Here is a 23,833-nt window from a genome sequence, read left to right on the forward strand (position 1 = left end):
CGCCCGGTGTACGACTTCACGGCGGCGTACGCGGTGGCCGAGGGCATCCCCGGGTGGCTGATGCCGAACGAGGCAGAAGCGCTCTATCGCCTCGGCTTCGAGTCGACCGGCGATCTGGTCGAGGTGGGCAGCTACTTCGGCAAGTCGACGTTCCTGATCGCCCGCGGCATGGCCGACGCCGGGCGCGACGACCATCGCCTCGTCTCCATCGACGTCCACTATCGCGGCGTCGATGCGGCCACGCAGCGGCCCCAGGTGTTCGCGGAGGACGCGCCCACCTACCTCCTGCGCACCATGCGCGAGCAGCGGCTCGACCACATCGTGATGCACCTGGTGGGCTGGTCGCACGTCGCCGTCACCTACGTCGACTTCGCGACCGTCGACGCGGTCTTCATCGACGGCGGGCACGAGTACGAGGACGTGCGACGCGACTTCCTCGCGGTGCGTGCCCGCGTGCGCGCCGGGACGCGCATCCTCTTCCACGACTACAATCCCGAGTTCCCCGGCGTGGTGCGCGCGGTCGATGAGGCGGTGCGCACCGATCCGGGCTTCGAGTACCTCGGGCTCACGCACTCGTTGTTCGACTGCCGCATGCGGACGGGGGCGGAACGGGGCGAGCGGGGCGTGCTCGCCGTGCTCGAGCAGCGCGTCTGGGCGGCCGAGGGCGCGGAGCGCCGCCTGCGCGACGCGCTCGAGGTCGAGCAGCAGTCGCATCGCGACACCCGCGCGGCGTTCGACGCCCTGCGCGATTCGACCAGCTGGCGCGTGACGGCGCCGCTGCGCTGGAGCCTGGACCGCCTGCGCGGCCGATGAGCGGGCGGCGCGCGGCGGCGCTCCGGGTGGCCATCGGCGTCGCGGCCCTCGCCTACGTCGCCCACGTCACGACGCTCGCCGGCGGCGGCGATCTCTGGCGCTATCCGTACGTCCACGCGGACTCGTGGGACTGGCTCGCGAACGGGCTGCGGTGGAGCGGGGTGCCCGTCCACTCGACCTGGCGCGCACCGCTCAACCCGCTCGTCTACGCCGCGCTGTGGAGCCACGGGCTCGAGCACGCGATCCCCTGGCTGGCGCCGCTCGGCTTCGCGGCGATCCTGGTCGGCCTGCTGACGATCGGCTGGGCGGCGCTGGGACCCGCGGCGGCGGCGGGGGCGCTGCTGGTCGCGAGCAACCACCTGCTCCTCGCGCACGCGCTCACGATCGGCAGCGACGTCCTCTCGGCAGGTCTCGGCCTGCTCGGCCTGCTCGCGCTGTGCGTGGCGATGGAGCGTCGCGCGGCGGGGTGGCTCTACGTCGCCTCGGCGGGGCTCGTGCTCGGGTTCCTCACCCAGCCGTCGACGCCGTTCCTCGCGCCGGCGTGCGCCGCCGTCGTGCTCTACGACGCGCGGGCGCGGCGGTGGGTCGGTCTCGACGGCGTGCGCTGGCTGCTGCGGCGCCGGCACGCGTGGGGCGCGCTGGCGCTGGGGGTCGGCCTGCTCGCCGCCGTGGCGTGCCTGCGGCGGCTGCTCATCGGCACGTGGACGACGCCGAGCTCGATCGGGCGACCGGTGGTCTTCGGGCTCGATCACGCGGCGTTCTACGGCTGGTGCACGCTCGGGGCCCTCGGCATCCCGGCGGCCGTGCTGGCCGGGTTCGGCGTCGTCTCCGGCCTGCGCCACGCGGAGCGCCGCCGGGCGACGTTGGCGCTGGTGGGCGCGGTGGCGGGCATGGTCGCGCTCTTCGGCTTCGCGTACGACTGGCGCGACAACCGCTTCGTCGTCTACTGGGCCGCGCCGGGCCTCCTCCTCGCCGGGCTCGGCGTCACGCGGCTGCCGCTCGCGGCGGCGCTGCCCGCCCTGGCCGCGGCCGTCGTCTGGGGCAACCTGACGGCACGCGCCGCCGGCGGCCCTCCGGGGCATGCGGCGGCGATCGTGCTCGCGCCGCATCGGGTCTGGGAGATCGCCTATCATGCGACCGGGACGACGACGGCGGTGGTGGCGACCGACCGTCCCGCGTACCCGTTCGCGCGCCGCGTGCGGCGCTGGGTGCGTCGCCAGCAGCGCCGGTTCGCGAATCCCGCGCGCGACGGGATCGTCTTCGCGGAGCGCCGGTACGCGGTCGCGGCCGGCGCGGCGCGGCATCTGGGGCCGAACCAGACGCTCTTCCTGCACGTCGGCCCCGACGAGGATCCGACCTACGTCTACGTGCTGCAGAACCAGATGGCGCTGTGGAGCGGCCACCCGGCGCAGGCCACGCGCCTCGGCGTGCCGGCGGCGGCGGCGGTGCTCGCCGATCCGACCGCGATCGTCGTCCTGCGGCGGGCGGAGCTCGACCGCCTGCGCGCCGAGCATATCGTGGCACCGGACGTGACCGTGCTCGACGACGGCGCGGCCTGGATGCTGATCGGCCTCGGTCCCGGCCGCGGGGCTCAGGGGCGGGCGCGGAACTCGCGCACGATGTCGTCGAGCGAGCGCGTGATCCCCCAGCCCGGATAGTCGGCCTGGAGGCGGCGCAGGTCGCTGATGTAGCAGACGTGGTCGCCGACGCGGTTCTGGTCGACGTACTCGACGGCGAGCTTGCGGCCGTAGAGATCCTCGAAGCGCGCGATCGCCTCGCGCATCGAGACGCTGTTCCCGCGGCCGCCCCCGAGGTTGTAGACCGCGGCGACCCGCGGCTTCTCGTAGAAGGCGAGGAACGCGGTGCACACGTCGTAGGAGTGGATGTTGTCGCGGACCTGCTTCCCCGCGTAGCCGTAGATGCGGTACGGCCGGCCCTCGCGCACGCAACGGGCGAGGTAGGCGAGAAAGCCGTGCAGCTCGGCACCGGAGTGGTTCGGACCGGTGAGGCAGCCGCCGCGGTAGCAGACGGTCGGGATGCCGAAGTAGCGGCCGTACTCCTGCACCATGACGTCGGCGGCGAGCTTCGAGGCGCCGAACAGGCTGTGCAGGCAGGCATCGACGCGGCACGACTCGGCGATGCCGTGCCGGTCTTCCGCGCGCGCGTAGTCCCAGCGCGTGTCGAGCTCGACGAGCGGCAGCTCGTTCGGCGCGTCGCCGTACACCTTGTTCGTCGACATGAAGACGAACGGCGATTCGGGACAGCTGCGGCGCACGGCCTCGAGCAGGTTCAGCGTGCCCGTGGCGTTGGTCTCGAAGTCGTCGAAGGGGCGGTCCTTGGCGAGGTCGTGCGACGGCTGGGCGGCGGCGTGGATCACCAGCGCGGGACGCAGCGCCGCCACCAGAGCGGCGATGGCGGCGCGGTCGCGGATGTCGAGGGCGTGGTGCGTGAAGCGGGTGGTGACGGCGCGCAGGCGCTCGAGGTTCCAGGTCGTGTCGCCGTCGGGGCCGAAGAACTCGCGGCGCATGTTGTTGTCGACGCCGTGGACCTCCCATCCGCGCGCATCGAAGAACGCCACGGCCTCGGAGCCGATGAGGCCGCTGCTGCCGGTGATGAGTGCCCGCCGCATGTGCCGCCAGCCTGTACCGGAGCCTCGCCCGGGCGGGCAACCGCGGCGCGCATCGTCAGGGCGCGAGCGGCTCGACCCGGACCCAGTCGGCGAGGCGCTCGCGCCGGCGCGTGCCGGTCGCATCGCGTGCGGTCAGCCACACGCCGCCGGCCGCGCCGTCGGGGAGCCGGGGCGAGACGTCGCCGCGCGTGCGCACGAGGAGGTAGGTGCCTGCCGGACGCAAGATCACCGCGTCGTCCTCCACGCCGGCCTCGAGGGCGGCGGCGCCGCCGAGCGCGACGACGGCACGCGCGCGCCAGCGCGCGCGTCGCGGCGTCGCCAGCCCGCAGGGGCGCGTCGGGCGCGACGCTCAGCACCGCACGCAGGGCGGCGGTGCAGACGACGACGCGGGCGAGCGCGAGCGTGCGTCCGACCGGGACCACGGCGAGCGCCTCGCGTCGATTCCCGGCGACCGCCTCCGCCGCCGGCGGGGCGCTCGACGCCGCGCTGACGAAGACGGCGTCGGGAAGGGGCGTGGCGGCGTCGGCGACCAGGGCGACGAGCCAGCGCGCGTCCGGCGGCAGCCGGCGGCGGGGGCGCAGCTTGCCGCCGGTGGACGTGCTCACCACCTCGCCGACGGCGCGGTCGTCGAGCGCGATCGCGAGCTCGTCGAGCGTGCCGACGGGGATCGCGGCGGCGGGCACGTCCGGCGGTGAGGTCGCGACCAGGCGCAGGGGCGGCGGCGACGGCGGAGCGCCGGTGAGGAGGTCTGCGACCCGCACGGCCAGCCAGCGATTGCCGAACGGGCTCAGGTGGCCGCCGGGTGCGAAGTACGGGAAGCCGGGCGGCAGGACGATCGGGGTGGTGCGCACGTCCGGCCACGCGGAATCGGCGACCGCGGCGAAGACCCCGCCGGTGTGGAGCAGGTCGAGCGGGCGCTCGGGCGTCGCGAGCCGCCGGAGCAGCGGCGGGTAGGTTACGCGCGCCTCCGCATCGGCGGTCGCGGCGCCGGCGAAGAACGGATTCGGGAGCGTGCGCCCGGCGGGCACGAGGGCGCGCAGGAACGCGGGCGGGCGTCGAAGCGGAGATAGCGCCAGGTCGGCAGGAACGCCTGGTAGCGGGCGATGCGCTCGGCGAGCGTGGCGCCCGGCGGATCGACGATGCGCACGTCGTCGCCGTCGGCGACGAAGCGCGCGTGGACGGCACGGTCGGCGTCCCACGGCGGCGTGAACGCCCAGTCGCGCTCGGGCCAGAACCAGTGGGCGAAGAGGACGGTGCGCCCGACCTGCCAGCGGGCGGCGGTCGCCGCGTGCAGGATCGCGGTCTGATGGAGGCCGTAGCCCGGGACGCCGAAGTCGAGCACCTCGACGTCGCGCACGCCGCGCGCGTGCAGCTCCGCCCCGAGCTGGGCGGGGAACTCGAACCCGTCCGCGACCTCCGTTCCCCACGTGAGGGAGTCGCCGTAGCAGCCGATCCGGCGTACGCCCGCCGGCGGGACGGGCGGGAAGTTCGCGAAGGACGACGCCCGACGGGCCGGCGCGTGCAGCCACCCGAGCCGCGCCACCGTGGCGTCGTCGATCCCGGCGATAGTGCGGTCGGCAGGCGGGCGGGCGGGGCGCACCCGGCCGAGCCAGCGCCGGTGCAGGCACCAGACGACGGCGACGACGACGCACAGCCATGCCGCGTAGACGAGGTGCGCCGGCAGCCGACGGCCGAAGCCCACGGCTCAGCCCTCGGGCCCCCGCAGCGGCCCGCTCACGAGGCCGCGTGCCGCGAGCTCGCTCTGCGCCTTGCCGAAGCCGTCCGCCGTCTGCGCCGTCCGGCACCACGCGAGCAGCTCGCGCAGGCCGTCCTCCCAGGAGACGCGCGGGGCGAAGCCGAGCAGCGCCCGCGCGCGTCCGACGTCGGCGGTGCAGTGGCGGACGTCGCCGCTGCGGAACTGGCCGGTGACGTCCGGCTGGAGGTCGTCGCGCCCGGTGAGGGTCGCGAGCTCGCGGGCGATCGCGGCGATCGGATGGGCGCCGCCGCCGCCGAGGTTCAGCACGGTGCCGTCGGCGGCGTCGGTGCCCAGCACCTGGAGCACCGTCGCGACGACGTCGTGGACCGAGATGAAGTCGCGCGACTGGCCGCCGTCCTCGTAGACGACCGGCCGCTGCCCGGCGAGCAGGCGGGCGAGGAAGATCGCGAGCACGCCGGTGTAGGGGTTCGCGAGCGACTGGCGCGGGCCGTAGACGTTGAAGAGGCGCAGGCAGACGGCGGGGAAGCCGTAGGTGGAAGCGAGCGAGAGGATCAGCTCCTCCTGCCAGCGCTTGGTGAGCGCATAGACGTTGCGCGCGAGGAGGGCGGCGTCCTCGGGCGTCGGCGCGGGCTCGAGGCGCTCGCCGGTCTCCGGACAGACGGGCTCCCAGCCGCGCCGCGCGATGTCGTCCTCGGTGCGGATCGGCACGCGCAGCCGGCGGCCGTCGGACGCCCGGCGGTAGCAGCCCTCGCCGTAGCCGGTCATCGAGGTGAAGCACACGAGCTTGCGCAGCGGACGCTTCGCGTCCGCGATGCATTGCAGCAGCGTGGCCGTGCCGCGCACGTTCACGTCGACGTAGTGCTCGACGCGATAGAGCGACTGCCCGACGCCGACGGCGGCGGCGGCATGGAGGACGGCGTCGACGCCGGCGAGCGCGCGGGCGCAGGCGTCCCGGTCGCGGACGTCGCCGACCTGGAGCTCCGCCGCCTTCGGCAGCCACGGCGGCGGCCCGTCCGGGTGCACCTGCGGATCGAGGACGTCGAGGATGCGGACGTCGTGTCCGGCGGCGAGGAAGCGGTCGACGGCGAAGGAGCCGATGAAGCCGGCGCCGCCGGTGACGAGGATGCGCATGGTCGAGCGCGGGTCTACCGCGCCGCGTCCGCGCGTCGCAACGCCATGCGGGCCTGATTCGGATTTGCAAACCACGGGGGGCTCGTCTAGCGAAGCCGGCGATGCGCCTGTCCGTGGTGATCCCGGCGCGGAACGAGGCCGGGAACCTCGGACCGACGCTCGACGCGATCCGTGCGCGCCTGCGCCAGGAGGGCATCGCCTACGAGCTCGTGGTGGTCGACGACGGCAGCACCGACCCGACGGGCGACGAGGTGGCGGCGCGCGCCGCCGACGATCCCGGCGTCCGGCTGGTGCGCAACGCCGGCCCGCACGGCTTCGGCTACGCCGTGCGCTGCGGGCTCGACGCCTTCACCGGCGACGCCGTCGCGATCATGATGGCCGACGGTTCCGACAGCCCCGACGACCTCGTGCGCTACTACTACGTCCTGCGCGACCGCGCCGAGTGCGCCTTCGGGTCACGCTTCGTGCGGGGGGGACGGGTCGAGGGCTATCCCCGGCACAAGCTGATCGTGAACCGGGCGGCGAACTGGTTCATCAAGGTGCTGTTCCGCCTGCCGTACAACGACGTCACCAACGCCTTCAAAGGCTACCGGGCGAACGTGATCCACGGCTGCCGGCCGCTGCTCTCGCCGCACTTCAACCTCACCGTGGAGCTGCCGCTGAAGGCGGTCGTGCGCGGCTACTCGTTCGCGACGCTCCCGATCTCGTGGCGGCAGCGCAGGCTCGGCGTGTCGAGCCTGAAGCTCCAGGAGCAAGGCAGCCGCTATCTCTTCATCGTCCTCTCGGTGTGGCTCGAGAAGATGCTGACGCGCGGCGACTATCGGCGCGCCGACGGCGGGCGCGTGGCGCCGGCGCCGGGTGCCGCGTCGCCGTTGCCGGACCCGGACGCGTCTGATACCCCCGCTCGCACGTGAAGCCGTCGCTGCTGCGCGCGGTGCGCGAGCTGGTCCAGTACCGCAGCCTGCTCGGGGTGCTGGTCGCACGCGATCTGAAGGTGCGTTACAAGCGCTCCGTCCTCGGCGTCGCCTGGACGATGCTGAACCCGCTGCTGATGATGATCGTGTTCGCGATCGTCTTCGCGCACGTGTTCCGCTTCTCGATCGAGCACTTCACGATCTACTTCCTGTCGGCCTACATCCTCTGGAACTTCGTCTCCCAGACGACGTCCTGGTCGACGGCGTGCCTGATCGGCAACGCGTCGCTGATCCGCAAGATATACGTCCCCAAGGCGATCTTCATCCTGGCGACGGTGCTCTCGGGGCTCGTGAACCTGGTCGTCTCCCTGATCCCGCTGGCGGCGATCATGCTCTGGGTGCAGCACCCGATCACCCCGGCCGTGCTGTTCCTCCCGGTGGCGATCGTGCTCGCCACCGCCTTCGCGCTCGGCATCTCGTTCCTGCTCGCGCCGATCTGCATGGAGTTCAACGACGCGGTGCAGATCTACGCCGCGCTCCTGATGGTGTGGATGTACCTGACGCCCATCATCTACCCGATCGACGTCGTCCCCGAGCAGTATCGCTGGCTCATGTACGCGAACCCGCTCTACCCGATCGTCGAGATCTTCCGCCGGCCGATCTTCGACGGCGCGCTGCCTTCGATCGCGCTGGTGGCGCGCTCGGCGGCGTGGAGCTTCGGACTGCTCGTCTTCGGCTGGTGGGTGTTCGAACGCCGGTCCGATCGCATCGCCTACCTGGTCTGAGCCGTGGACGCGCCCGTCGTCGTCTCCGTCGAGAACGTCTCGGTGCGCTACGTCGTGCCGCACCAGCGCATCCCGACGCTGAAGGAGTTCGCCATCCGCTGGCTGCGCGGACAGGTGGAGTGGCGTGAGCACCGCGCGCTCGACGAGGTGTCGCTCACGGTCCGGCAGGGCGAGGCGGTCGCGATCCTCGGACGCAACGGCGCCGGCAAGACGACGCTGCTGAAGGTCGTCGCGCGCGTGCTGCGGCCGCGCCAGGGCACGGTGTCCGTTCGCGGTCGCCTGGTGCCGCTCCTCGAGCTGGGGGCCGGCTTCGATCCGGAGCTGTCGGGGCGGGAGAACGTCTTCCTGAACGGCGCCATGCTCGGGCACTCGCGCCGCTACATGGCCGAGCGCTACCGCGACATCGTCCAGTTCGCGGAGCTCGAGGAGTTCATCGACGCGCCCCTGCGCACGTACTCGACCGGCATGGTCACGCGGCTCGGCTTCGCGATCGCCACCGACGTCGACCCCGACGTCCTGCTGCTCGACGAGGTGCTCTCGGTGGGCGACGTCGGCTTCCAGCAGAAGTGCATGGACCGCATGAACGGCTTTCGCCGCCAGGGCGTGACGTTCATCCTCGTGTCGCACGCGCTCGCCACGGTGCGCGAGCTCTGCCAGCGCGCGGTGTGGATCGACGCGGGCCGCATCGTCATGGACGGCCCGGTGCGCGAGGTGACGGACGCGTTCGCGGCGCACATGCACGCGGCCCAGGGGCGCGAGGTGCCCGTGGGCGCGACGCGCGCGAGCGGCTGACGCCGTCGGCGCAGGGCGGCCGCGCGCATGCAGGGTCGGATCGCGGCGCCGATCGCCCCCCGCGTCTTGCGCAATACCCGCGTTTCCGGTTTTTCCCCCGCATGCCCACCTACACGACGACGACCGTCCCCGCCGGCGACCCGATCCGCATCCGCGACGGGAAGCTCGAGGTGCCCGACCGCCCCATCATTCCCTTCATCGAGGGCGACGGCACCGGGCCGGACATCTGGCGTGCGAGCCAGCTCGTCTTCGACGCGGCGGTCGAGAAGGCGTTCGGCGGCAAGAAGAAGATCGCCTGGATGGAGGTGCTGGCGGGCGAGAAGGCGTTCAACCGGCACGACGACTGGCTGCCGGAGGACACCGTCGCCGCGTTCAAGGAGTTCCTCGTCGGCATCAAGGGTCCGCTGACGACGCCCGTCGGCGGCGGCATCCGCTCGCTCAACGTGACGCTGCGCCAGGTGCTCGACCTCTACGTCTGCCTGCGCCCGGTGCGTTGGTTCACCGGCGTGCCGAGCCCGGTGAAGCGGCCCGACCAGGTCGACATGGTGATCTTCCGCGAGAACACCGAGGACATCTATGCCGGCGTCGAGTGGGCGGCGGACACGGCGGAGGTGAGGAAGGTCATCGCGTTCCTGCAGAACGAGATGGGCGTCACGAAGATCCGCTTCCCCGAGACCAGCGGCATCGGCGTGAAGCCGATCTCGCGCGAGGGGACGGAGCGCCTGGCCCGGGCCGCGATCGAGTACGCCCTGCGCCACGACCGGCGGAGCGTGACCTTCGTCCACAAGGGCAACATCATGAAGTTCACCGAGGGCGCGTTCCGCGACTGGGGCTACGGCCTCGCGGTGCGCGAGTACCGCGACCGCTGCGTCACCGAGCGGGAGAGCTGGATCCTCGGCAACAAGGAGGGGAAGGCCGACCTCTCGGTCGAGGCGAACGCCAAGGAGATCGACCCCGGCTACGACATGATGACGCCGGACCAGCAGGCGAAGGTCCGCAAGGACGTCGAGGCCGCGCTGGCGCTCTGGCCGACGCACGGCGAGGGCCAGTGGAAGCGGAAGCTCCTCGTGCGCGACGCCATCGCCGACATCACGCTCCAGCAGGTGCTGACGCGGCCGAAGGAGTTCGACGTCATCGCGACGCCGAATCTGAACGGCGACTACCTCTCCGACGCGCTCGCCGCGCAGGTCGGCGGCATCGGCATCGCGCCGGGCGGCAACATCAACTACGTCACCGGGCACGCGATCTTCGAGGCGACGCACGGTACGGCGCCGAAGTACGCGAACCTCGACAAGGTGAACCCGGGCTCGGTGATCCTCTCCGGCGAGATGATGTTCCGTCACCTCGGCTGGGACGGCGTCGCCGACCGCATCGTCAAGGGCGTCGAGGGCGCGATCGGCGCCAAGACCGTCACCTACGACTTCCACCGCCTGATGGAGGGTGCGACGCTGGCCTCGTGCTCCGGCTTCGCGAAGGAGATCGTGAAGCACATGTGAGCGCGCGGGTGCGGGCGGCGCCCGCGCCCGGCGGCGTCACGGCTGCGGCGTCAGCGTCGCCTGCACCGAGACGGTGCAGCCGATGCCGGTGGTGACGTGGTGGAAGCCGGTGAGCGTCGCCGCCGTCCCGCCCGTCGTCGGGTGGACGCGCAGCACCCAGTAGCCGGGGCTGCTCCCGGTCTGGTTGTAGAAGAGATCGGGCGTCGAGATCGGGTCCGCCGCCGCCGCGACCCCCTGGTGCACCGACGGCGTGCCGCCGCCGGGCGGCGTGCGCACGGCGTAGACGCGCTGGGCGACGTTCTGCGTGTTCTGCCACGACAGGGCGACGCCCTCCGCGCCGAGCAACGCCGAGCAGGTCTCGACGCTGAGCTTGCCGAAAGCGGGCAGGTCGAGGACGACCGGACGCTGGCCGTGCGTCGGCGTCGCCAGGGCGGCGCGGGAGATGGTCACCGTGCTGCCCGCGGGCCCCTCCGGCCCCTGGGGTCCGACGACGCCGAATCCGGACATGTCGACCTCGCGCTCGCGGCCGCGGCAGTAGAGGTCGCGTACCTTCACCGCGCCCTTGGGCGTGCGGCAGAACACCTGGAGGCTGGTCTGGGCGTCGGCGGGGGCGGGACGCCCGGAAGCGAGGAGCAGGGCGGCGAGGAGGAGCAACGGCATCGCTCCTGTCTGACCGGGACGGGGTTCCGCATGCAAGCACGATCCGCTCGGTGCGGCGCACGGAGCGCAGATGCCCGGGAGGCAGCCACGCGCTTCGCCCGGTCGCGCGCGCCGACCGGGCCGCACCGCGCCGGAGATGCCTCCGCGCCCGGTTCGGGCTAGAGTGCGATCGCGATGGCTGGACGGTGGGGTGGCAGGGCGGTGGGGGCCGGAGTGCTGGCGGTCATGGCGGTGGGATGCGGGACGCCCGCCCCGAAACGCGTCGCGGTCGGCGTGCCGGACGAGCCGACGGCGGCAGCGGTCGCCGACGCCATGGATCCGGCGGTCGATCCGTGCAGGGACTTCTGGCGCTACGCCTGTGGCGGCTGGATCGACCGCACGCCGATCCCGCCCGACGAGGCGCGCTGGTTCCGCAGCTTCTCGGAGGTCCAGCAGCGCAACCGCGAGGTCCTGCGCGCGGTGATGGAGGAAGCCGCGAACGCCGGCGGCGACGCCGACCGCCAGCGCGTCGGTGCGTTCTGGGCGAGCTGCATGGACGAGCCCGCCATCGAGGCCGCCGGCGCGCGGCCGCTCGAGCCGGCGCTCGGCACGATCGCGGCGATGACCGATCCGGCGGCCCTCATGACCATCGTCGGGCTGCTCCAGCGCGAGGGCGTGCCGGCGCTCTTCAGCCTGGGCGTCGGACCGGACCCGCGCGACCCGTCGCGCGTCATCGCCAGCGTCGGGCAGGGCGGCCTCGGCCTCCCGGACCGCGAGTACTACATGGGCAGCGATCCGCGCACGCGGCAGATCCTCCCGGTGTACGAGCGGCACGTGGCCGGCATGCTGACGCTGCTCGGCGACGCGCCCGGCGACGCCGTGCGCAGCGCCCGGCGCATCCTCTCGCTCGAGAGCCAGCTGGCGCGTGCGGCGCGCCCGCGCGCGGCGCTGCGCGACCCGGAGGCGACGTACCATCGCGTCGACCGCGCCACGCTGGCGGGCCTCGCGCCGATCCTCGACTGGGACGGCTACTTCGCGGCCGCGGGCTATCCGCGCATCCGCGACATCAACGTCACCACGCCGGAGTACTTCCGCGCCCTCGAGCGCATCGTGCGCAGCACGCCGCCGGACGTCTGGCGCGACTATCTGCGCTGGGCGCTCGTGCGCACGCGGGCGAGCCAGCTGCCGGCGACGTTCGACCAGGCCAACTTCGCCTTCTACGGCACCTTCCTCTCCGGCCGCCGCGAGCAGCCGCCGCGCTGGAAGCGCTGCGTGGACACCACCTCGGCGGGGCTCGAGGACCTCGTCGGCAAGCTCTACGTCGCGCGCGCGTTCTCGCCCGAGAGCCGCGCGGCCGCGCGCGAGATGGTCGACGACGTCACCGCCGCCTTCGACGAGCTGCTCCCGGGCGTCGCCTGGATGGACGCGGCGACGCGCGCGGTCGCGCTCGGCAAGGCGCTCGCGGTGAACAAGAAGATCGGCTACCCGGACACGCTGCGCGACTATGCGCGGCTGCGCCTGCGCCCGACGGCGTACTACGACAACTTCGTGGCCGTCAGCACGTTCGACTTCGACGACGAGCTGGCGCGGGTCGGCGGTCCGACGGATCGTGCCCGCTGGGAGCTCGGGCCGCAGGTGGTGAACGCCTACTACAACCCGGTGCTGAACGAGATCGTCTTTCCCGCCGGCATCCTCCAGCCGCCGTTCTTCGAGGAGCCGCGTCACCCGGCGCTCAACTACGGCGCGATCGGCGCGGTCGTCGGCCACGAGCTGACCCACGGCTTCGACGATCAGGGCCGCAAGTACGACGCGCAGGGCGTCCTGCGTCCGTGGTGGGCGCCGCAGGTCGCGCAGGGCTTCGTGCAGGCGGCGGCGTGCGTGAACACGGCCTGGAGCGCGTACGAGATCGAGCCCGGCCTGCACGTGAACGGGCCGCTCACCCTCGGCGAGGACATCGCCGATCTCGCCGGCGTGAAGCTCGCGCACCGCGCCTACGACCTGCGGCGCGCGCGCGGCGTGCCGCCGTCGCCGGTGCCGGGCCTCACCGACGAGCAGCTGTTCTTCGTCGCCTATGCGCAGGTGTGGTGCAGCGTGGCGACGCCCGAGGCGGAGCGCATGCTGGCGCTGACCGATCCGCATGCCCCGGCGCGGGTGCGCGTCCTCGCGACGCTGGCGCACACGCCGTCGTTCGCGGAGGCCTTCCAGTGCAGGGCCGGCGCACCGATGCGTGCGAACCCCGTCTGCACCGTCTGGTAGCCGCGCGCCCGCATGGGGGCCCGCATGCCCCGTGGGATGGAACGCCGCTCGCAACCCTCCGCCCGCAGCGCGCCGGACCCCAGCCGGCGCGGGCGCGCGGGCGCGGCGCGGTGACGCTTTACCGTCACCGGCGGCCACTCCTGCACGCGACGGGAGGACGACGTGGCTCAGGCGGTACGGCGGTGGACGCAACGGCGGTGGACGGTGGCGGTCGCCGGCCTGGTGCTGGCGCACGGCGCCTGCAGCGGCCCGGCGGCGCAGGCGGCAGAGAGCATCGCACCCAAGGACGTGGCGGTGGCGGCGGGCGGCGGGCTGCTCGTCGGCAACGCCGTGCGCGTGGTCGTCGGCGGCACCGCGGTGAACGCCCCGATCGCGGCGCGCGGCAGCGTGGTCCTCGACGAACGGGCCGTCGTCGGCGACGTGCACGCCGGCATGGGCTTCAAGGCGAAGCTCCTCGCGCGCGTGAGCGGCGACGTCGTCGTGCGCCGCGGCGGGCTCCAGATCTCGAACCAGGTCCAGGTGAGCGGCGCGCTCCTGGTGAGCGGCCCCGTCGTCCTCGGCCTCGGGGCCCGCGTCGCCGGTGCGGTGGTGTCCGCGGACGGCAGCGTGAAGATCGGCCGCCTGGCGGACGTCGACGGCGACGTCTACGCCGGCGGCGATCTGCGCGGCGACAAGGACGCGCGCGTCGGCAGCGCCGGCACCGTCGTCGCGGTGCGGGGCGACGCCGTGATCCGCGATCGCTCCGACTGGTGGGGGACGATCCGTCATGCGGGGAGCCTCAGGTTCCTCGGCGGGCGCCCGCGGCTCCACGGCGGCGTCGAGCCGGTGGCCGCGAGCATGCTTCCCGCGCCCGCCGATCCGGACTGGACGTTCGCGGGCAGCGAGCTGCGCGTCGCGCCGCCGGGACGGGACGACGTCGTGGTCGCGTCCGGCACGACGCGGACGCTGGAGCCCGGCGCGTGGGGCACGCTCACGCTCGCGCAGCGGGCCACGGTCCGCCTGCAGCCGGGTGCCTATGCCTTCGCGGGAATCGCCGCCGCCTCGGACGCGCGGGTCGTCGTCGACCCGGGCGTCGCGCCGGCGCGCGTGACCATCGACGTGCGCGGCGCGGCGCAGCTCGGCCGCCGGGTGCGCATGACGCTCGTCGCGGGCACACCGCTCGAGGCTGCGTCACGCATCGTGACCCGTAGCGGCGGGCCGTTCCGGCTCGACCAGGACGGGGTCTGGATCGGCACCGTGCGGGCGCGGACAGGCCTCGTCTTCGGGAAGCACGTGAGCCTCACGGGCGCGGCGTGGAGCGCCTCGTCGGTGCAGGTCGGCCGCGACAGCGTGGTGGCCTGGGTGCCGAACCCGGACGCCTGGTAGGCGCCGGTCTCGACCTCCGTCGGGGAACGCCCGGTCGGCCTTGCGCCGCCCGGGCGTTTCTTGTTTGAGGTGTCGATTCACCCCGCGTCCGGGGCGCTCGTGCGTCCGGGACCGACCACACCGGAGACGAGGAGCGGAAGCATGGCTCGCAAGAAGATCGCACTGATCGGCGCCGGCATGATCGGCGGCACCCTCGCGCACCTGTGCGCGCTGAAGGGCCTCGGCGACGTCGTCCTCTTCGACGTGGTGGAGGGCCTCCCGCAGGGGAAGGCGCTCGACCTCGCCGCGGCGGGCCCCGTCGAGGGCTTCGACTGCACCCTTACGGGCACCAACGACTACGCCGACATCGCGGGCGCCGACGTCTGCATCGTCACCGCCGGCGTGGCGCGCAAGCCCGGCATGAGCCGCGACGATCTCCTCGGCATCAACGCCAAGATCATCAAGACCGTCGCCGAGAGCATCAAGCAGCATGCGCCGAACGCGTTCGTGATCGTGGTCTCGAACCCGCTCGACGCGATGGTGACGCTGATGAAGCGCCTGACGGGTTTCCCCAAGCACCGCGTCGTCGGCATGGCCGGCGTGCTCGACTCGGGCCGCTACCGCACCTTCCTCGCGTGGGAGCTCGGCGTCTCGGTGCAGAGCGTGCAGGCGATGGTCCTCGGCGGTCACGGCGACGACATGGTGCCGATCCGCAGCCACACCACGGTGAACGGCATCCCGATCGCGTCGCTCGTCGAGGCGGGCCGTCTCGACGCGATCGAGAAGCGCGTGCGCGGCGCCGGCGGCGAGGTCGTGGCGCTCCTCAAGACCGGCTCGGCGTACTACTCGCCGGCGCACTCGGCGATCCAGATGGCCGAGGCGTATCTCTTCGACAAGAAGCAGGTCCTGCCGGCCGCGGCGCTGCTCGAGGGCGAGTACGGCCTCCAGGGCCTCTACGTCGGCGTGCCGGTGCAGATCGGCGCGGGCGGGGTCGAGAAGGTGTTCGAGATCCAGCTCACCGCCGACGAGAGGAAGGCGCTCGACGTCTCTGCGTCGCACGTCGCGGAGCTGGTGGAGGCGACCGACAAGGTGCTGGCCCAGGCATGAACATCCACGAGCATCAGGCGAAGGAGATCCTGCGGCGCTACGGCGTCGCGACGTTGAAGGGCACGCCGGCCTTCAGCGTCGACGAGGCGGTGGCGGCGGCGAAGGAGCTGGGTTTCCCCTGCGTGGTGAAGGCGCAGATCCACGCCGGCGGCCGCGGCAAGGCGGGCGGCGTCAAGGTGTGCAGGGACGAGGCGTCGGTGAAGGCCGTCGCCACCGAGCTGCTCGGCAAGACGCTGGTCACGCACCAGACCGGTCCGCAGGGGCGCGTCGTCCGGCGGCTCTTCGTCGAGCAGGGCTGCGACATCGCGCGCGAGCTCTACGTCGGCATGGTCGTCGACCGCGGCAGCGGGCGCGTCACGCTGATGGCGTCGACGGAAGGCGGCGTCGAGATCGAGGAGGTCGCCGCGAGGGCGCCGGAGAAGATCCTGCGCGAGACCATCGACCCGCTCCTCGGCCTCACCGGCTTCCAGGCGCGGCGCGTGGCGTTCGCGCTCGGCCTCGGCGCCAAGGAGCACCTCGGCAAGGCCGTCGCCTTCCTGCAGGGGCTCGGCAAGGCCTTCGTCGACAGCGACTGCTCGATGGCCGAGATCAATCCGCTCGTCGTGACCAGGGGCGGCGACGTCGTCGCGCTCGACGCCAAGATCGGCTTCGATCCCAACGCGCTCTTCCGCCACCCCGACCTGAAGGCGCTGAACGATCCGAACGAGCAGGACCCGCGCGAGCTCGAGGCCGCGAAGTTCGACCTCAGCTACATCGCGCTCGACGGCAACATCGGCTGCATGGTGAACGGCGCGGGTCTCGCGATGGCCACCATGGACTCGGTGAAGGCCGCGGGCGGCGAGCCGGCGAACTTCCTCGACGTCGGCGGCGGCGCCAACACCGAGAAGGTGAAGGCGGCGTTCAAGATCATCCTCTCCGACGCCGCGGTGAGGGCGATCTTCATCAACATCTTCGGCGGCATCCTGCGCTGCGACGTCCTCGCCGAGGGCGTGGTCGCGGCGGCGAAGGAGGTGGGGCTGAAGGTCCCGCTGGTCGTCCGCATGGAAGGCACGAACGTGGATCAGGGCAGGAAGATCCTGGCCGAGTCCGGCCTCGACATCATCAACGCCGCCGACATGAAGGAAGGCGCCGAGAAGGCCGTGGCGGCCCTTCGGAGGGCCTCCTGATGTCGGTCCTCGTCTCCAAGGCGACGCGCGTCCTCACCCAGGGCATCACCGGAGCCACCGGCCAGCTGCATACGCGGCTGTGCAAGGAGTACGGCACGCAGATGGTCGCGGGCGTCACGCCCGGCCGCGGCGGCACCGACTTCGAGGGCATCCCGATCTTCGACACCGTCGCGCAGGCGGTGCGGGAGACCGGCGCCGACGCCTCGGTGATCTACGTCCCGCCGGCCGGCGCCGCCGACGCCATCCTCGAGGCCGCCGACGCCGGCATCCCACTCGTCATCTGCATCACCGAGGGCGTGCCGGTGCTCGACATGGTGCGCGTCGATCGTGCGCTTCGGGGCGGCAAGACCCGCCTCATCGGGCCGAACTGCCCCGGCGTCATCACGCCCGGCGAGTGCAAGATCGGCATCATGCCGGGCTACATCCACGAGCCCGGCCGCGTCGGCGTGGTGTCGCGCAGCGGTACGCTCACGTACGAGGCCGTCTACCAGCTGAGCCAGCTCGGCATCGGCCAGTCGACCTGCATCGGCATCGGCGGCGATCCCATCATCGGCACCGGCTTCATCGACGCGCTCACCCTCTTCAACGGCGACCCGGGCACCGACGGCATCATCATGATCGGCGAGATCGGCGGCTCGGCGGAGGAGGAGGCCGCGGCCTTCATCCAGGCCAACGTGAAGAAGCCGGTCGTCAGCTTCATCGCCGGCCAGACCGCGCCGAAGGGCAAGCGGATGGGCCATGCCGGCGCCATCATCGCCGGGGGCAAGGGCACGGCGGCCGAGAAGATGGCCGCGCTCGAGGCCGCCGGCGTCACCATGTCGACGAGCCCTGCGCGTCTCGGGGCGACCATGCAGGACGCACTCCGAAAGGCAGGAAAGCTGTGATGGAACGGACCTTCTTCATCGTGAAGCCCGACGCGGTCCGCAAGCGCGTCCTCGGCAAGGTGCTGGCCATGATCGAGGACAGCGGCCTCACCATCGTCGGCGGGCGCATGACCCGGCTCTCCGAGGATCAGGCGCAGCGCTTCTACTACGTCCACCGCGAGCGGCCGTTCTACGGCGACCTCGTTCGGTTCATGACCTCGGGCCCGGTGTTCGTCGGCGTGCTCGAGGGCGAGGGCGCGATCAAGCGCTGGCGCGACCTCATGGGGCCGACCGACTCGCAGAAGGCGCCCAAGGGGACCATCCGCGGCGAGTTCGGTACCGACGTCGAGCAGAACGCGTCGCACGGCTCGGATGCCCCGGAGACCGCGAAGGTCGAGATCGCCTTCTTCTTCCCGGGACACGAGCTGGCAGGCGCGACCGCCGCGCCCTGACGCCTGTCCACCTTCTTCCTCGCCGCGGCCCTGTTCGGGGCGATGGCGGTGTGCGTGCGCCTCGCCGTACCCGCCCTCACCCCGATGCAGGTGGCGTTCGTCCGCTTCGCGGGGTCGTTCGTGGTGCTCGTCCTGGCGGCGCGCGGGCGGGCGCTGCTGCCGCGGCGGGCGAGCTGGCCGCCGCTCGTCCTGCGTGCGCTCCTCGGGGCGACGGCGATCACCTGCTACTATGTCGGCATCGAGCGCGCCGGGGCGGGGCTCGCGACGCTGCTGCACGCGACCTATCCGGTGTGGACGGCGCTGCTCGCGGCGGCGTTCCTGCGCGAGCCGTTCACGGGGCGGATCGCCGTCGCGCTGGCGCTGAACCTCGTGGGTGCGGCGCTCGCGATCCGCGGCGAGGCGGTGCTGCGGCCGGAGGCCTTCGTCGGCGGCCTCATGGCGCTCGTCGGCGGCGTGCTCGCGGGCGGCGCGGTCGCGACCGCGAGCGGGCTTCGGCGCACGGAGAGCGCGTCCGTCATCACGGTGTGGTTCATGGCGGTGGGTGCGGCGATGACCGCGCCGTCGCTCGCGTCGGGCATCCCGGAGCTCGCCCCGGACGTCATGCTCGCGCTCGTCGGTGTGGTGCTGACGTCGGCCGCCGGGCAGTGGCTCATGCACCACGGGCTCGGCTTCGTGTCGCCGACGGTGGGCAGCCTCGCCGCCGCGACCAGCGTGGTGACGGCGACGGTGCTGGAGGCGCTGCTGCTCGGCGACGGGGTGGCGGGCATCCACGCGAACGTCGTCCTCGGTGCGGTCCTGATGCTCGCGGCGGTCGCGCTCGCGAGCCGCGCTTCGCCGCGGGCGGCGGTGGCGGAGACGGAGCCGCCGGACTGAAGAAGCGGGCCGGCGTCAGGCGGACGTCTTCGGCAGGATACGCCGGCACCACACGGGCGCGTGCGGCGCCAGATGGGCCAGCCGCCCGCCCCGCGTCCTCGCCACGAGGACGAACGGCCGCGCGGCGTCGCTGTTGTCGAGCACCCAGCCGGCGTCGACGAAGGCGAGCGCCGCGCGCGCGTTCGCGAGCGAGCGTGGCAGGCGGCGCCGCAGCTTCGCGTCGGGCACGTCGTGGCCGCCCTGGGCGACGCGCTGGCAGACGCGTGCCTGGCTGAGCGGCACGCCGTCGAGCCCGACGTAGACGAAGGCGATGCGGTAGCCGCGCGCACGCGCGGCGCGCAGGAAGTCGAGCTTTGCGCCGACGGGATCGGAGAACACGGTCTCGAGCACGAAGGTGTCGCCCCGCTCGACGAGGGCCCGTCGCGCGATCGCCGCCAGCTCGGCCGCGCGGTAGGCGACGTCGGCACGCTCGGGCGCCGGCAGGCTGCGCGCGATCAGGTCGGCGTTGACGAAGCGGAAGCCGCGCTGGCGCAGGAAGACGTCGAAGAAGGTCGACTTGCCGGCGCCGTTGGGTCCCGCGAGGACGACGAGCCACGGCCCGTCGTCGGGCTCACTCATCCGCCGTCGGCACGAACCTGCGGCGCACGAAGCGGCCGCGGGTGCGGCTGCCGTCGGGATCGATCCGGATCACGCCCCCGGGCCGCTCGGGGTCGGTGCCGTAGCGCGGCCCGCCGCGCTTCTGGAGGTGCGCGAGCGCGCGGCGCTGCCCGGCCTCGCTGGACACCCGGCGCATGGCGTCTGCGAACTCGGGCATGCCGGCCTGGCGCTTCAGCGCGGTGAGCTGGTCGTGCCCCAGCACCTGCTCGACGGCGCGGCCGATCCGCGCCCAGTGCTCGACCTGCGCGGCCAGCGAGCGCTCGAAGACCTGGGCCTCGGTGCGGGCCGCGAGCGCGAGCTCCTGGCTGATCTTGATCGGCAGGCCCATGGCTCCGAGGTAGCAGTCTGCTACCCGGCTGTCCATCGCGGTGCGGGCGCCTACGGCGCGCGCAGGCGGGCGGGCGTCGGGCGCGCGTCGGGGAGCAGCGCGGGCCGGTACGGCATCGCGACCCAGAGAACGGCATAGAGGATCAGCCCCATGCCGCCACCGACGAGGGTGCCGAGCACGAAGGCGAGCCGCACGAGCGTGACCGAGATGCCGAACTCGTCGGCCAGCCCGGCGCAGACGCCGGCGATGCGCCGGTGCTCGCGCGACCGGTACCAGCTGCGTTGGAGCGGGCCGCCGCCGAGGTAGCTGCCGCACCAGCGGCACTTCACGGCCTCGATGCGGATCTCCTCCGCACAGTAGGGACACTGCTTGGTGGCGAGAGCCTCAGGCATGGTGGTCTCGCAGCGGGCGCGCCGCCAGGAGGGGGACGGCGGCATAGGTGAGGGTGAGGAGCAGCAGCAGCAAGGCGGCGTAGTGGCCGAGCACGAGCAGGCTCAGGGACGGCGGCAGCAGCGACGAGAGCAGCTCGTGCGCCGTGCGCAGCAGCCACCAGTCGGCGGCGAGCACGAGCGGCAGCGGCACGAGCGCCACGAGGATCGCGGCCGCGACGCGCCACCAGTCGACCGCCGGCGCACGCCGCGCGGCCAGCAGCGGGGCGGCGGCGGCGAGCGTCCGTGCCACCAGCGCCGGGCGGGGCGCGGGCTCGGCATCGGCAGCGAAGGCGCGTGCGACGGCGGCACACGCCGCCGCGTCGGCGCCGCAGGTGGCGCAAGCGGCGACGTGGGCCGCCGCCTCGGACGGCGGGACGGCGGCGGTGAGCAGCGCGGTGCGGGCGTCGTCGCAAGTCATGCGCGCCCTCGCGCGACGGCGAGCAGCCGGCGCATCGCCTGGTGGAGGCGGCTCTTCACCGTGCCGCGGGGGATGTCGAGGATGGTGGCCACGTCGTCTTCGGGGAGATCATGCCAGTAGCGCAGGACGACCGCCGCCCGCTGGGCCTCGGGCAGCGCCTGCAGGAGGCGGCGGGCGTCGATCGCGGCGGCCGCGTCCGGCGGCGGCGCTGCGGCGGTGGCGTCCAGCGCGCTCGGATCGACCGGCTCGGGCGCCGGCCGCCGGGCGCGATCGCGGCAGAGGTTCAGCGCGATCTGGAACAGCCAGGTGGAGAAGCGGCGTTGCGGGTCGAACGCCGCGGCCGCACGCACGACCCGCATCCAGGTCTCCTGGAAGAGGTCCTCCGCGTCGGTCGGGCCCGCCTGGCGCACGAGGAAGCGCAGCAGCGGACGCTCCCAGCGCCGGCACAGCGTCTCGAACGCCGCCGTGTCGCCGCGCGCGACGGCCCCCATGAGCGCCTCGTCCGCCGGGTCCGCCATCCGCCTGCGCGCGCGGATCTAGCACGCTCACGCGGCCGGGCCTCCGGAGCCGGCGTCGGCGTGACGCCAGCGGCGCAGCTCGTCGCGCGCCCGCTCGAGACCGCGCTCGAGCGCCGGCTCGGCGCCGGGGCGACGCGGAATCGCCAGCCACAGGGCGAGATAGGCGAGGGGAGCGACGTGCACGAAGAGCGTGAGCAGCACGAAGGCGACACGCACGAGCGTCACCGGGACCGCGAGCGCGTGCGCCAGGGCGGCGCAGACGCCGGCCAGGCGCCGCTCGGGATGGTCGCGATGCCAGACGGCGGCCTCGAACAGCGCCAGCCGGCTGCGGCAGAACGGGCAGCGCACGGCGGTGACGGCGATGTCCTCGGCGCAGTACGGGCAGGGACGCTTCCCGGGATCGTGGATCATGATGGTCGAGCCCTCCATGCCCGGTGATACGCGCGATCCCGGCGCCGGGTTCATTCGTGGCGCGCGGGGGCCGGCCCGGCTAAGATCGCCCGCCGTGCCGCCGGCGGACATCCAGGACCTGCGCCTCGCCGACCTCGAGGCATGGTGCGCCGAGGCCGGGGAGCCGCCCTTCCGGGCGCGCCAGGTCCTCACCTGGGTGCATCGCAAGGGCGCCCCGGGCTTCGCCGCGATGACCGACGTCTCGCGCCGCCTGCGCGAGCGGCTCGGCGCCGCCTTCCGGCTGGGGCGTCTCACGCCGTCCGCCGTCGCCGACGCCCGCGACGGCACCCGCAAGCTGCTCTTCCAGCTCGACGGCGAGGGCGGCCGCTCGGCCGCCATCGAGAGCGTGCTGATCCCGCAGGTCGAGCGCGCCGGCGGCGCCCGCGACCGCCTGACGCTCTGCATCTCCAGCCAGGCGGGATGCGGCATGGGCTGCGGCTTCTGTGCGACGGCGCGCCTCGGGCTGGTGCGCAACCTGCGGCCCGCGGAGATCGTCGGCCAGGTCCACGCCGGGGCGGCGCTCGCCGCGCCGAAGGCGCTCACCAACATCGTCCTCATGGGCATGGGCGAGCCGCTCGCCAACTACGACGCCGTCGCCACCGCCTGCGAGCTCCTCACCGCCGACTGGGGCTACGCGATCTCGCCCCGGCGCATCACCGTGTCGACGGTCGGGCTCGCGCCGCTGATCCCCCGCTTCATCGCCGAGACCCGCGTCAACCTCGCCGTCTCGCTGCATGCGCCGACCGACGCCCAGCGCGAGCGCATCGTGCCGGTGAACCGGCGCTATCCGCTCGCCGACCTCCTGGCGGCGTGCCGCGCGGTGCCGCTGCCGCGCCGCCAGCGCATCACCTTCGAGTACGTCATGCTCGCCGGCGAGAACGACGCCGACCAGGACGCGCGGGCGCTGGTGCGGCTGCTGCACGGCCTGCGCGCCAAGGTGAACCTGATTCCCTGGAACGCGTTTCCCGGCGCCGCGTTCACGCCCAGCCCGCGCGCGCAGGTGCAGCGCTTCCAGGCGCTCCTGCACGCGCAGGGGATCAACGCCACCATCCGGGAGAGCCGCGGGCAGGACATCCAGGCCGCCTGCGGCCAGCTCGCGACGGCGGCCGCCTGACGTGCCCGGCATCGGCGTCATCATCAACCCCCACGCCAAGGCCAACCGCAACGGGGCGGCCGAGCGCGGGCAGCGCATGAGCGACATCGTCGGCGCCTTCGGCTGGGTGCGCGTCACCCCCACGCTCGCCGCCGTCGACGACGTCGCGCAGGAGTTCCGCGAGCGCGACGTCGACGTGCTCGCCATCTGCGGCGGCGACGGCAGCGACCACTGCACGCTGACGGCGTTCCAGAACGTGTACGGCGGCGCGCGCCTGCCGCTGCTGCTGCCGCTGCGTGCGGGGACGATCAACTACGTCGCCGACGCGACCGGCGGGCGGCGCGGCACGCCCGAGCAGGTGCTGGCGCGCGTCGTGCGCGACTACCGCCGCGGCCACACGCACGTGACCACGGAGCGCGACCTCCTGCGCGTCAACGGGCGCGACGTCGGCTTTCTCCTGAGCTTCGGCACGGCGGTGAACTATCTCCGCGCCTACTACGCGCTCGACCGCCAGGGGCCGTGGCCCGCGGCGAAGCTGCTCGGGCGGCTCATGGCGTCGGCCGTCGCGGGCACGCACATCTCGCGCGCGGTGTTCCAAGCGGTCGAGGCCGACATCGACTGCGACGGCGACCCGCTGCCGTTCCGCCTGTTCACCTTCTTCTTCGCGGGTACCATCGAGCGCATCGCCCTCGGCTTCCAGCCGACGTATCTCGCGACGCGCAAGCGCGGCTACTTCCATGTCGTCGGCGGGCCGATCCCGGCGCGACGCCTGGTGGCGCACGGGATGCGGGTCTACCGCGGCTTCCCCACCAACGACCCGCTGCTCTACGACAGCATCGGCAAGCGCCTGATGATCCGCTTCGCGCGCCCGACGCACATCATGCTCGACGGCGACATCCTCGATGCGGTGGACCGCATCGAGGTCGACGTCGCCTCGCGCGTCGAGCTGATCCGCGGGTGA

At 73.3% G+C, this 23,833-nt stretch carries 26 protein-coding genes; 15 read left to right on the forward strand and 11 right to left on the reverse strand.

Annotation, left to right across the window (positions count from 1 at the left end):
* Positions 1–6: 6 nt before the first annotated feature.
* Positions 7–813, forward strand: coding sequence for a class I SAM-dependent methyltransferase (locus KIT14_13040; protein MCW5891459.1), 807 nt, complete (start codon positions 7–9; stop codon positions 811–813).
* A complete protein-coding gene (locus KIT14_13045) occupies positions 810–2,471 on the forward strand; it encodes a hypothetical protein (protein MCW5891460.1) in 1,662 nt (553 codons plus the stop codon). The genes KIT14_13040 and KIT14_13045 overlap by 4 nt, the downstream gene beginning before the upstream one ends.
* On the opposite strand, the gene KIT14_13050 is transcribed toward KIT14_13045, so the two are convergent.
* The 4 genes from KIT14_13050 to KIT14_13065 all read right to left on the reverse strand — a co-directional run bounded on the left by KIT14_13050 (position 2,405) and on the right by KIT14_13065 (position 6,290).
* Complete coding sequence (locus KIT14_13050; protein MCW5891461.1) at positions 2,405–3,442, reverse strand: NAD-dependent epimerase/dehydratase family protein; 1,038 nt, start codon at positions 3,440–3,442, stop codon at positions 2,405–2,407. The genes KIT14_13045 and KIT14_13050 overlap by 67 nt on opposite strands.
* Before the next feature lie 55 nt (positions 3,443–3,497).
* Entirely contained in the window at positions 3,498–3,686 is a 189-nt protein-coding gene (locus KIT14_13055; GenBank protein ID MCW5891462.1) for a hypothetical protein, read from the reverse strand.
* Positions 3,687–4,397: 711 nt separating this feature from the next.
* Positions 4,398–5,144, reverse strand: coding sequence for an SGNH/GDSL hydrolase family protein (locus KIT14_13060; GenBank protein ID MCW5891463.1), 747 nt, complete (start codon positions 5,142–5,144; stop codon positions 4,398–4,400).
* 3 nt (positions 5,145–5,147) lie between these two features.
* On the reverse strand, positions 5,148–6,290 hold the full coding sequence (locus KIT14_13065) for an NAD-dependent epimerase/dehydratase family protein (GenBank protein MCW5891464.1): 1,143 nt from the start codon (positions 6,288–6,290) through the stop codon (positions 5,148–5,150).
* A 101-nt stretch (positions 6,291–6,391) separates the two neighbouring features.
* Between KIT14_13065 and KIT14_13070 the strand changes: the two genes are divergently transcribed.
* From KIT14_13070 to icd, 4 genes are all read left to right on the forward strand, one after another.
* Positions 6,392–7,204, forward strand: a complete 813-nt coding sequence (locus tag KIT14_13070; GenBank protein MCW5891465.1) for a glycosyltransferase family 2 protein — start codon at positions 6,392–6,394, stop codon at positions 7,202–7,204.
* Positions 7,201–7,989, forward strand: coding sequence for an ABC transporter permease (locus KIT14_13075; protein MCW5891466.1), 789 nt, complete (start codon positions 7,201–7,203; stop codon positions 7,987–7,989). Before KIT14_13070 ends, KIT14_13075 begins: the two co-directional genes overlap by 4 nt.
* Positions 7,990–7,992: 3 nt before the next feature.
* On the forward strand, positions 7,993–8,781 hold the full coding sequence (locus KIT14_13080) for an ABC transporter ATP-binding protein (protein MCW5891467.1): 789 nt from the start codon (positions 7,993–7,995) through the stop codon (positions 8,779–8,781).
* A gap of 101 nt (positions 8,782–8,882) precedes the next feature.
* On the forward strand, positions 8,883–10,277 hold the full coding sequence (icd, locus tag KIT14_13085) for an NADP-dependent isocitrate dehydrogenase (protein MCW5891468.1): 1,395 nt from the start codon (positions 8,883–8,885) through the stop codon (positions 10,275–10,277).
* A 36-nt stretch (positions 10,278–10,313) separates the two neighbouring features.
* Here icd and KIT14_13090 read toward each other — a convergent pair whose 3' ends face one another.
* Positions 10,314–10,937 carry a hypothetical protein gene (locus KIT14_13090; protein ID MCW5891469.1) on the reverse strand — a complete coding sequence of 208 codons (624 nt, stop codon included), beginning with the start codon at positions 10,935–10,937 and terminating at the stop codon, positions 10,314–10,316.
* Positions 10,938–11,111: 174 nt separating this feature from the next.
* Here KIT14_13090 and KIT14_13095 point away from each other — a divergent pair, with 174 nt between their 5' ends.
* From KIT14_13095 to KIT14_13125, 7 genes are all read left to right on the forward strand, one after another.
* Complete coding sequence (locus KIT14_13095; protein ID MCW5891470.1) at positions 11,112–13,172, forward strand: M13 family metallopeptidase; 2,061 nt, start codon at positions 11,112–11,114, stop codon at positions 13,170–13,172.
* Between the two features lie 204 nt (positions 13,173–13,376).
* Positions 13,377–14,537 carry a hypothetical protein gene (locus KIT14_13100; protein MCW5891471.1) on the forward strand — a complete coding sequence of 387 codons (1,161 nt, stop codon included), beginning with the start codon at positions 13,377–13,379 and terminating at the stop codon, positions 14,535–14,537.
* A 141-nt stretch (positions 14,538–14,678) separates the two neighbouring features.
* Positions 14,679–15,623 carry a malate dehydrogenase gene (mdh, locus tag KIT14_13105; protein ID MCW5891472.1) on the forward strand — a complete coding sequence of 315 codons (945 nt, stop codon included), beginning with the start codon at positions 14,679–14,681 and terminating at the stop codon, positions 15,621–15,623.
* Positions 15,620–16,789: an ADP-forming succinate--CoA ligase subunit beta gene (gene sucC / locus KIT14_13110; protein MCW5891473.1), complete on the forward strand. Its 1,170-nt coding sequence runs from the start codon at positions 15,620–15,622 to the stop codon at positions 16,787–16,789. Before mdh ends, sucC begins: the two co-directional genes overlap by 4 nt.
* Positions 16,789–17,673, forward strand: a complete 885-nt coding sequence (sucD, locus tag KIT14_13115; GenBank protein ID MCW5891474.1) for a succinate--CoA ligase subunit alpha — start codon at positions 16,789–16,791, stop codon at positions 17,671–17,673. Before sucC ends, sucD begins: the two co-directional genes overlap by 1 nt.
* Positions 17,673–18,104, forward strand: a complete 432-nt coding sequence (gene ndk / locus KIT14_13120) for a nucleoside-diphosphate kinase (GenBank protein MCW5891475.1) — start codon at positions 17,673–17,675, stop codon at positions 18,102–18,104. The genes sucD and ndk overlap by 1 nt, the downstream gene beginning before the upstream one ends.
* A gap of 42 nt (positions 18,105–18,146) precedes the next feature.
* On the forward strand, positions 18,147–18,977 hold the full coding sequence (locus KIT14_13125; protein ID MCW5891476.1) for a DMT family transporter: 831 nt from the start codon (positions 18,147–18,149) through the stop codon (positions 18,975–18,977).
* 15 nt (positions 18,978–18,992) lie between these two features.
* Here the strand turns inward: KIT14_13125 and KIT14_13130 are convergent, their stop codons facing one another.
* The 6 genes from KIT14_13130 to KIT14_13155 are packed head-to-tail and all read right to left on the reverse strand — an operon-like array spanning position 18,993 to position 21,758.
* Complete coding sequence (locus KIT14_13130) at positions 18,993–19,595, reverse strand: AAA family ATPase (GenBank protein ID MCW5891477.1); 603 nt, start codon at positions 19,593–19,595, stop codon at positions 18,993–18,995.
* The gene (locus tag KIT14_13135; GenBank protein ID MCW5891478.1) at positions 19,588–19,962 is read right to left on the reverse strand and encodes a hypothetical protein; all 375 of its coding nucleotides are present in this window, start codon (positions 19,960–19,962) and stop codon (positions 19,588–19,590) included. Before KIT14_13135 ends, KIT14_13130 begins: the two co-directional genes overlap by 8 nt.
* Positions 19,963–20,012: 50 nt before the next feature.
* Complete coding sequence (locus tag KIT14_13140; protein MCW5891479.1) at positions 20,013–20,354, reverse strand: PspC domain-containing protein; 342 nt, start codon at positions 20,352–20,354, stop codon at positions 20,013–20,015.
* Complete coding sequence (locus tag KIT14_13145) at positions 20,347–20,811, reverse strand: hypothetical protein (protein MCW5891480.1); 465 nt, start codon at positions 20,809–20,811, stop codon at positions 20,347–20,349. The genes KIT14_13140 and KIT14_13145 overlap by 8 nt, the downstream gene beginning before the upstream one ends.
* Positions 20,808–21,329 carry a sigma-70 family RNA polymerase sigma factor gene (locus KIT14_13150; GenBank protein MCW5891481.1) on the reverse strand — a complete coding sequence of 174 codons (522 nt, stop codon included), beginning with the start codon at positions 21,327–21,329 and terminating at the stop codon, positions 20,808–20,810. The genes KIT14_13145 and KIT14_13150 overlap by 4 nt, the downstream gene beginning before the upstream one ends.
* A 27-nt stretch (positions 21,330–21,356) precedes the next feature.
* Positions 21,357–21,758: a PspC domain-containing protein gene (locus tag KIT14_13155; GenBank protein ID MCW5891482.1), complete on the reverse strand. Its 402-nt coding sequence runs from the start codon at positions 21,756–21,758 to the stop codon at positions 21,357–21,359.
* A 76-nt stretch (positions 21,759–21,834) separates the two neighbouring features.
* Here KIT14_13155 and rlmN point away from each other — a divergent pair, with 76 nt between their 5' ends.
* Both rlmN and KIT14_13165 read left to right on the forward strand, forming a co-directional pair.
* Complete coding sequence (rlmN, locus tag KIT14_13160) at positions 21,835–22,893, forward strand: 23S rRNA (adenine(2503)-C(2))-methyltransferase RlmN (GenBank protein MCW5891483.1); 1,059 nt, start codon at positions 21,835–21,837, stop codon at positions 22,891–22,893.
* A gap of 1 nt (position 22,894) precedes the next feature.
* The gene (locus KIT14_13165) at positions 22,895–23,833 is read left to right on the forward strand and encodes a hypothetical protein (protein ID MCW5891484.1); all 939 of its coding nucleotides are present in this window, start codon (positions 22,895–22,897) and stop codon (positions 23,831–23,833) included.

This window comes from bacterium, from assembly GCA_026129405.1.
Taxonomy (GTDB): Bacteria; Desulfobacterota; Binatia; order DP-6; family DP-6; genus JAHCID01.

What these genes read in the sequence shown, in the direction of transcription:
- KIT14_13045 (MCW5891460.1), top strand. Translation starts at nt 810, where the DNA reads ATGAGCGGGCGGCGCGCGGCGGCGCTCCGGGTGGCCATCGGCGTCGCG.
- KIT14_13050 (MCW5891461.1), bottom strand. Translation starts at nt 3,442, where the DNA reads ATGCGGCGGGCACTCATCACCGGCAGCAGCGGCCTCATCGGCTCCGAG.
- KIT14_13065 (MCW5891464.1), bottom strand. Translation starts at nt 6,290, where the DNA reads ATGCGCATCCTCGTCACCGGCGGCGCCGGCTTCATCGGCTCCTTCGCC.
- KIT14_13070 (MCW5891465.1), top strand. Translation starts at nt 6,392, where the DNA reads ATGCGCCTGTCCGTGGTGATCCCGGCGCGGAACGAGGCCGGGAACCTC.
- icd (MCW5891468.1), top strand. Translation starts at nt 8,883, where the DNA reads ATGCCCACCTACACGACGACGACCGTCCCCGCCGGCGACCCGATCCGC.
- KIT14_13090 (MCW5891469.1), bottom strand. Translation starts at nt 10,937, where the DNA reads ATGCCGTTGCTCCTCCTCGCCGCCCTGCTCCTCGCTTCCGGGCGTCCC.
- KIT14_13095 (MCW5891470.1), top strand. Translation starts at nt 11,112, where the DNA reads ATGGCTGGACGGTGGGGTGGCAGGGCGGTGGGGGCCGGAGTGCTGGCG.
- mdh (MCW5891472.1), top strand. Translation starts at nt 14,679, where the DNA reads ATGGCTCGCAAGAAGATCGCACTGATCGGCGCCGGCATGATCGGCGGC.
- sucC (MCW5891473.1), top strand. Translation starts at nt 15,620, where the DNA reads ATGAACATCCACGAGCATCAGGCGAAGGAGATCCTGCGGCGCTACGGC.
- sucD (MCW5891474.1), top strand. Translation starts at nt 16,789, where the DNA reads ATGTCGGTCCTCGTCTCCAAGGCGACGCGCGTCCTCACCCAGGGCATC.
- ndk (MCW5891475.1), top strand. Translation starts at nt 17,673, where the DNA reads ATGGAACGGACCTTCTTCATCGTGAAGCCCGACGCGGTCCGCAAGCGC.
- KIT14_13125 (MCW5891476.1), top strand. Translation starts at nt 18,147, where the DNA reads ATGGCGGTGTGCGTGCGCCTCGCCGTACCCGCCCTCACCCCGATGCAG.
- KIT14_13130 (MCW5891477.1), bottom strand. Translation starts at nt 19,595, where the DNA reads ATGAGTGAGCCCGACGACGGGCCGTGGCTCGTCGTCCTCGCGGGACCC.
- KIT14_13135 (MCW5891478.1), bottom strand. Translation starts at nt 19,962, where the DNA reads ATGGGCCTGCCGATCAAGATCAGCCAGGAGCTCGCGCTCGCGGCCCGC.
- KIT14_13140 (MCW5891479.1), bottom strand. Translation starts at nt 20,354, where the DNA reads ATGCCTGAGGCTCTCGCCACCAAGCAGTGTCCCTACTGTGCGGAGGAG.
- KIT14_13145 (MCW5891480.1), bottom strand. Translation starts at nt 20,811, where the DNA reads ATGACTTGCGACGACGCCCGCACCGCGCTGCTCACCGCCGCCGTCCCG.
- KIT14_13150 (MCW5891481.1), bottom strand. Translation starts at nt 21,329, where the DNA reads ATGGCGGACCCGGCGGACGAGGCGCTCATGGGGGCCGTCGCGCGCGGC.
- KIT14_13155 (MCW5891482.1), bottom strand. Translation starts at nt 21,758, where the DNA reads ATGGAGGGCTCGACCATCATGATCCACGATCCCGGGAAGCGTCCCTGC.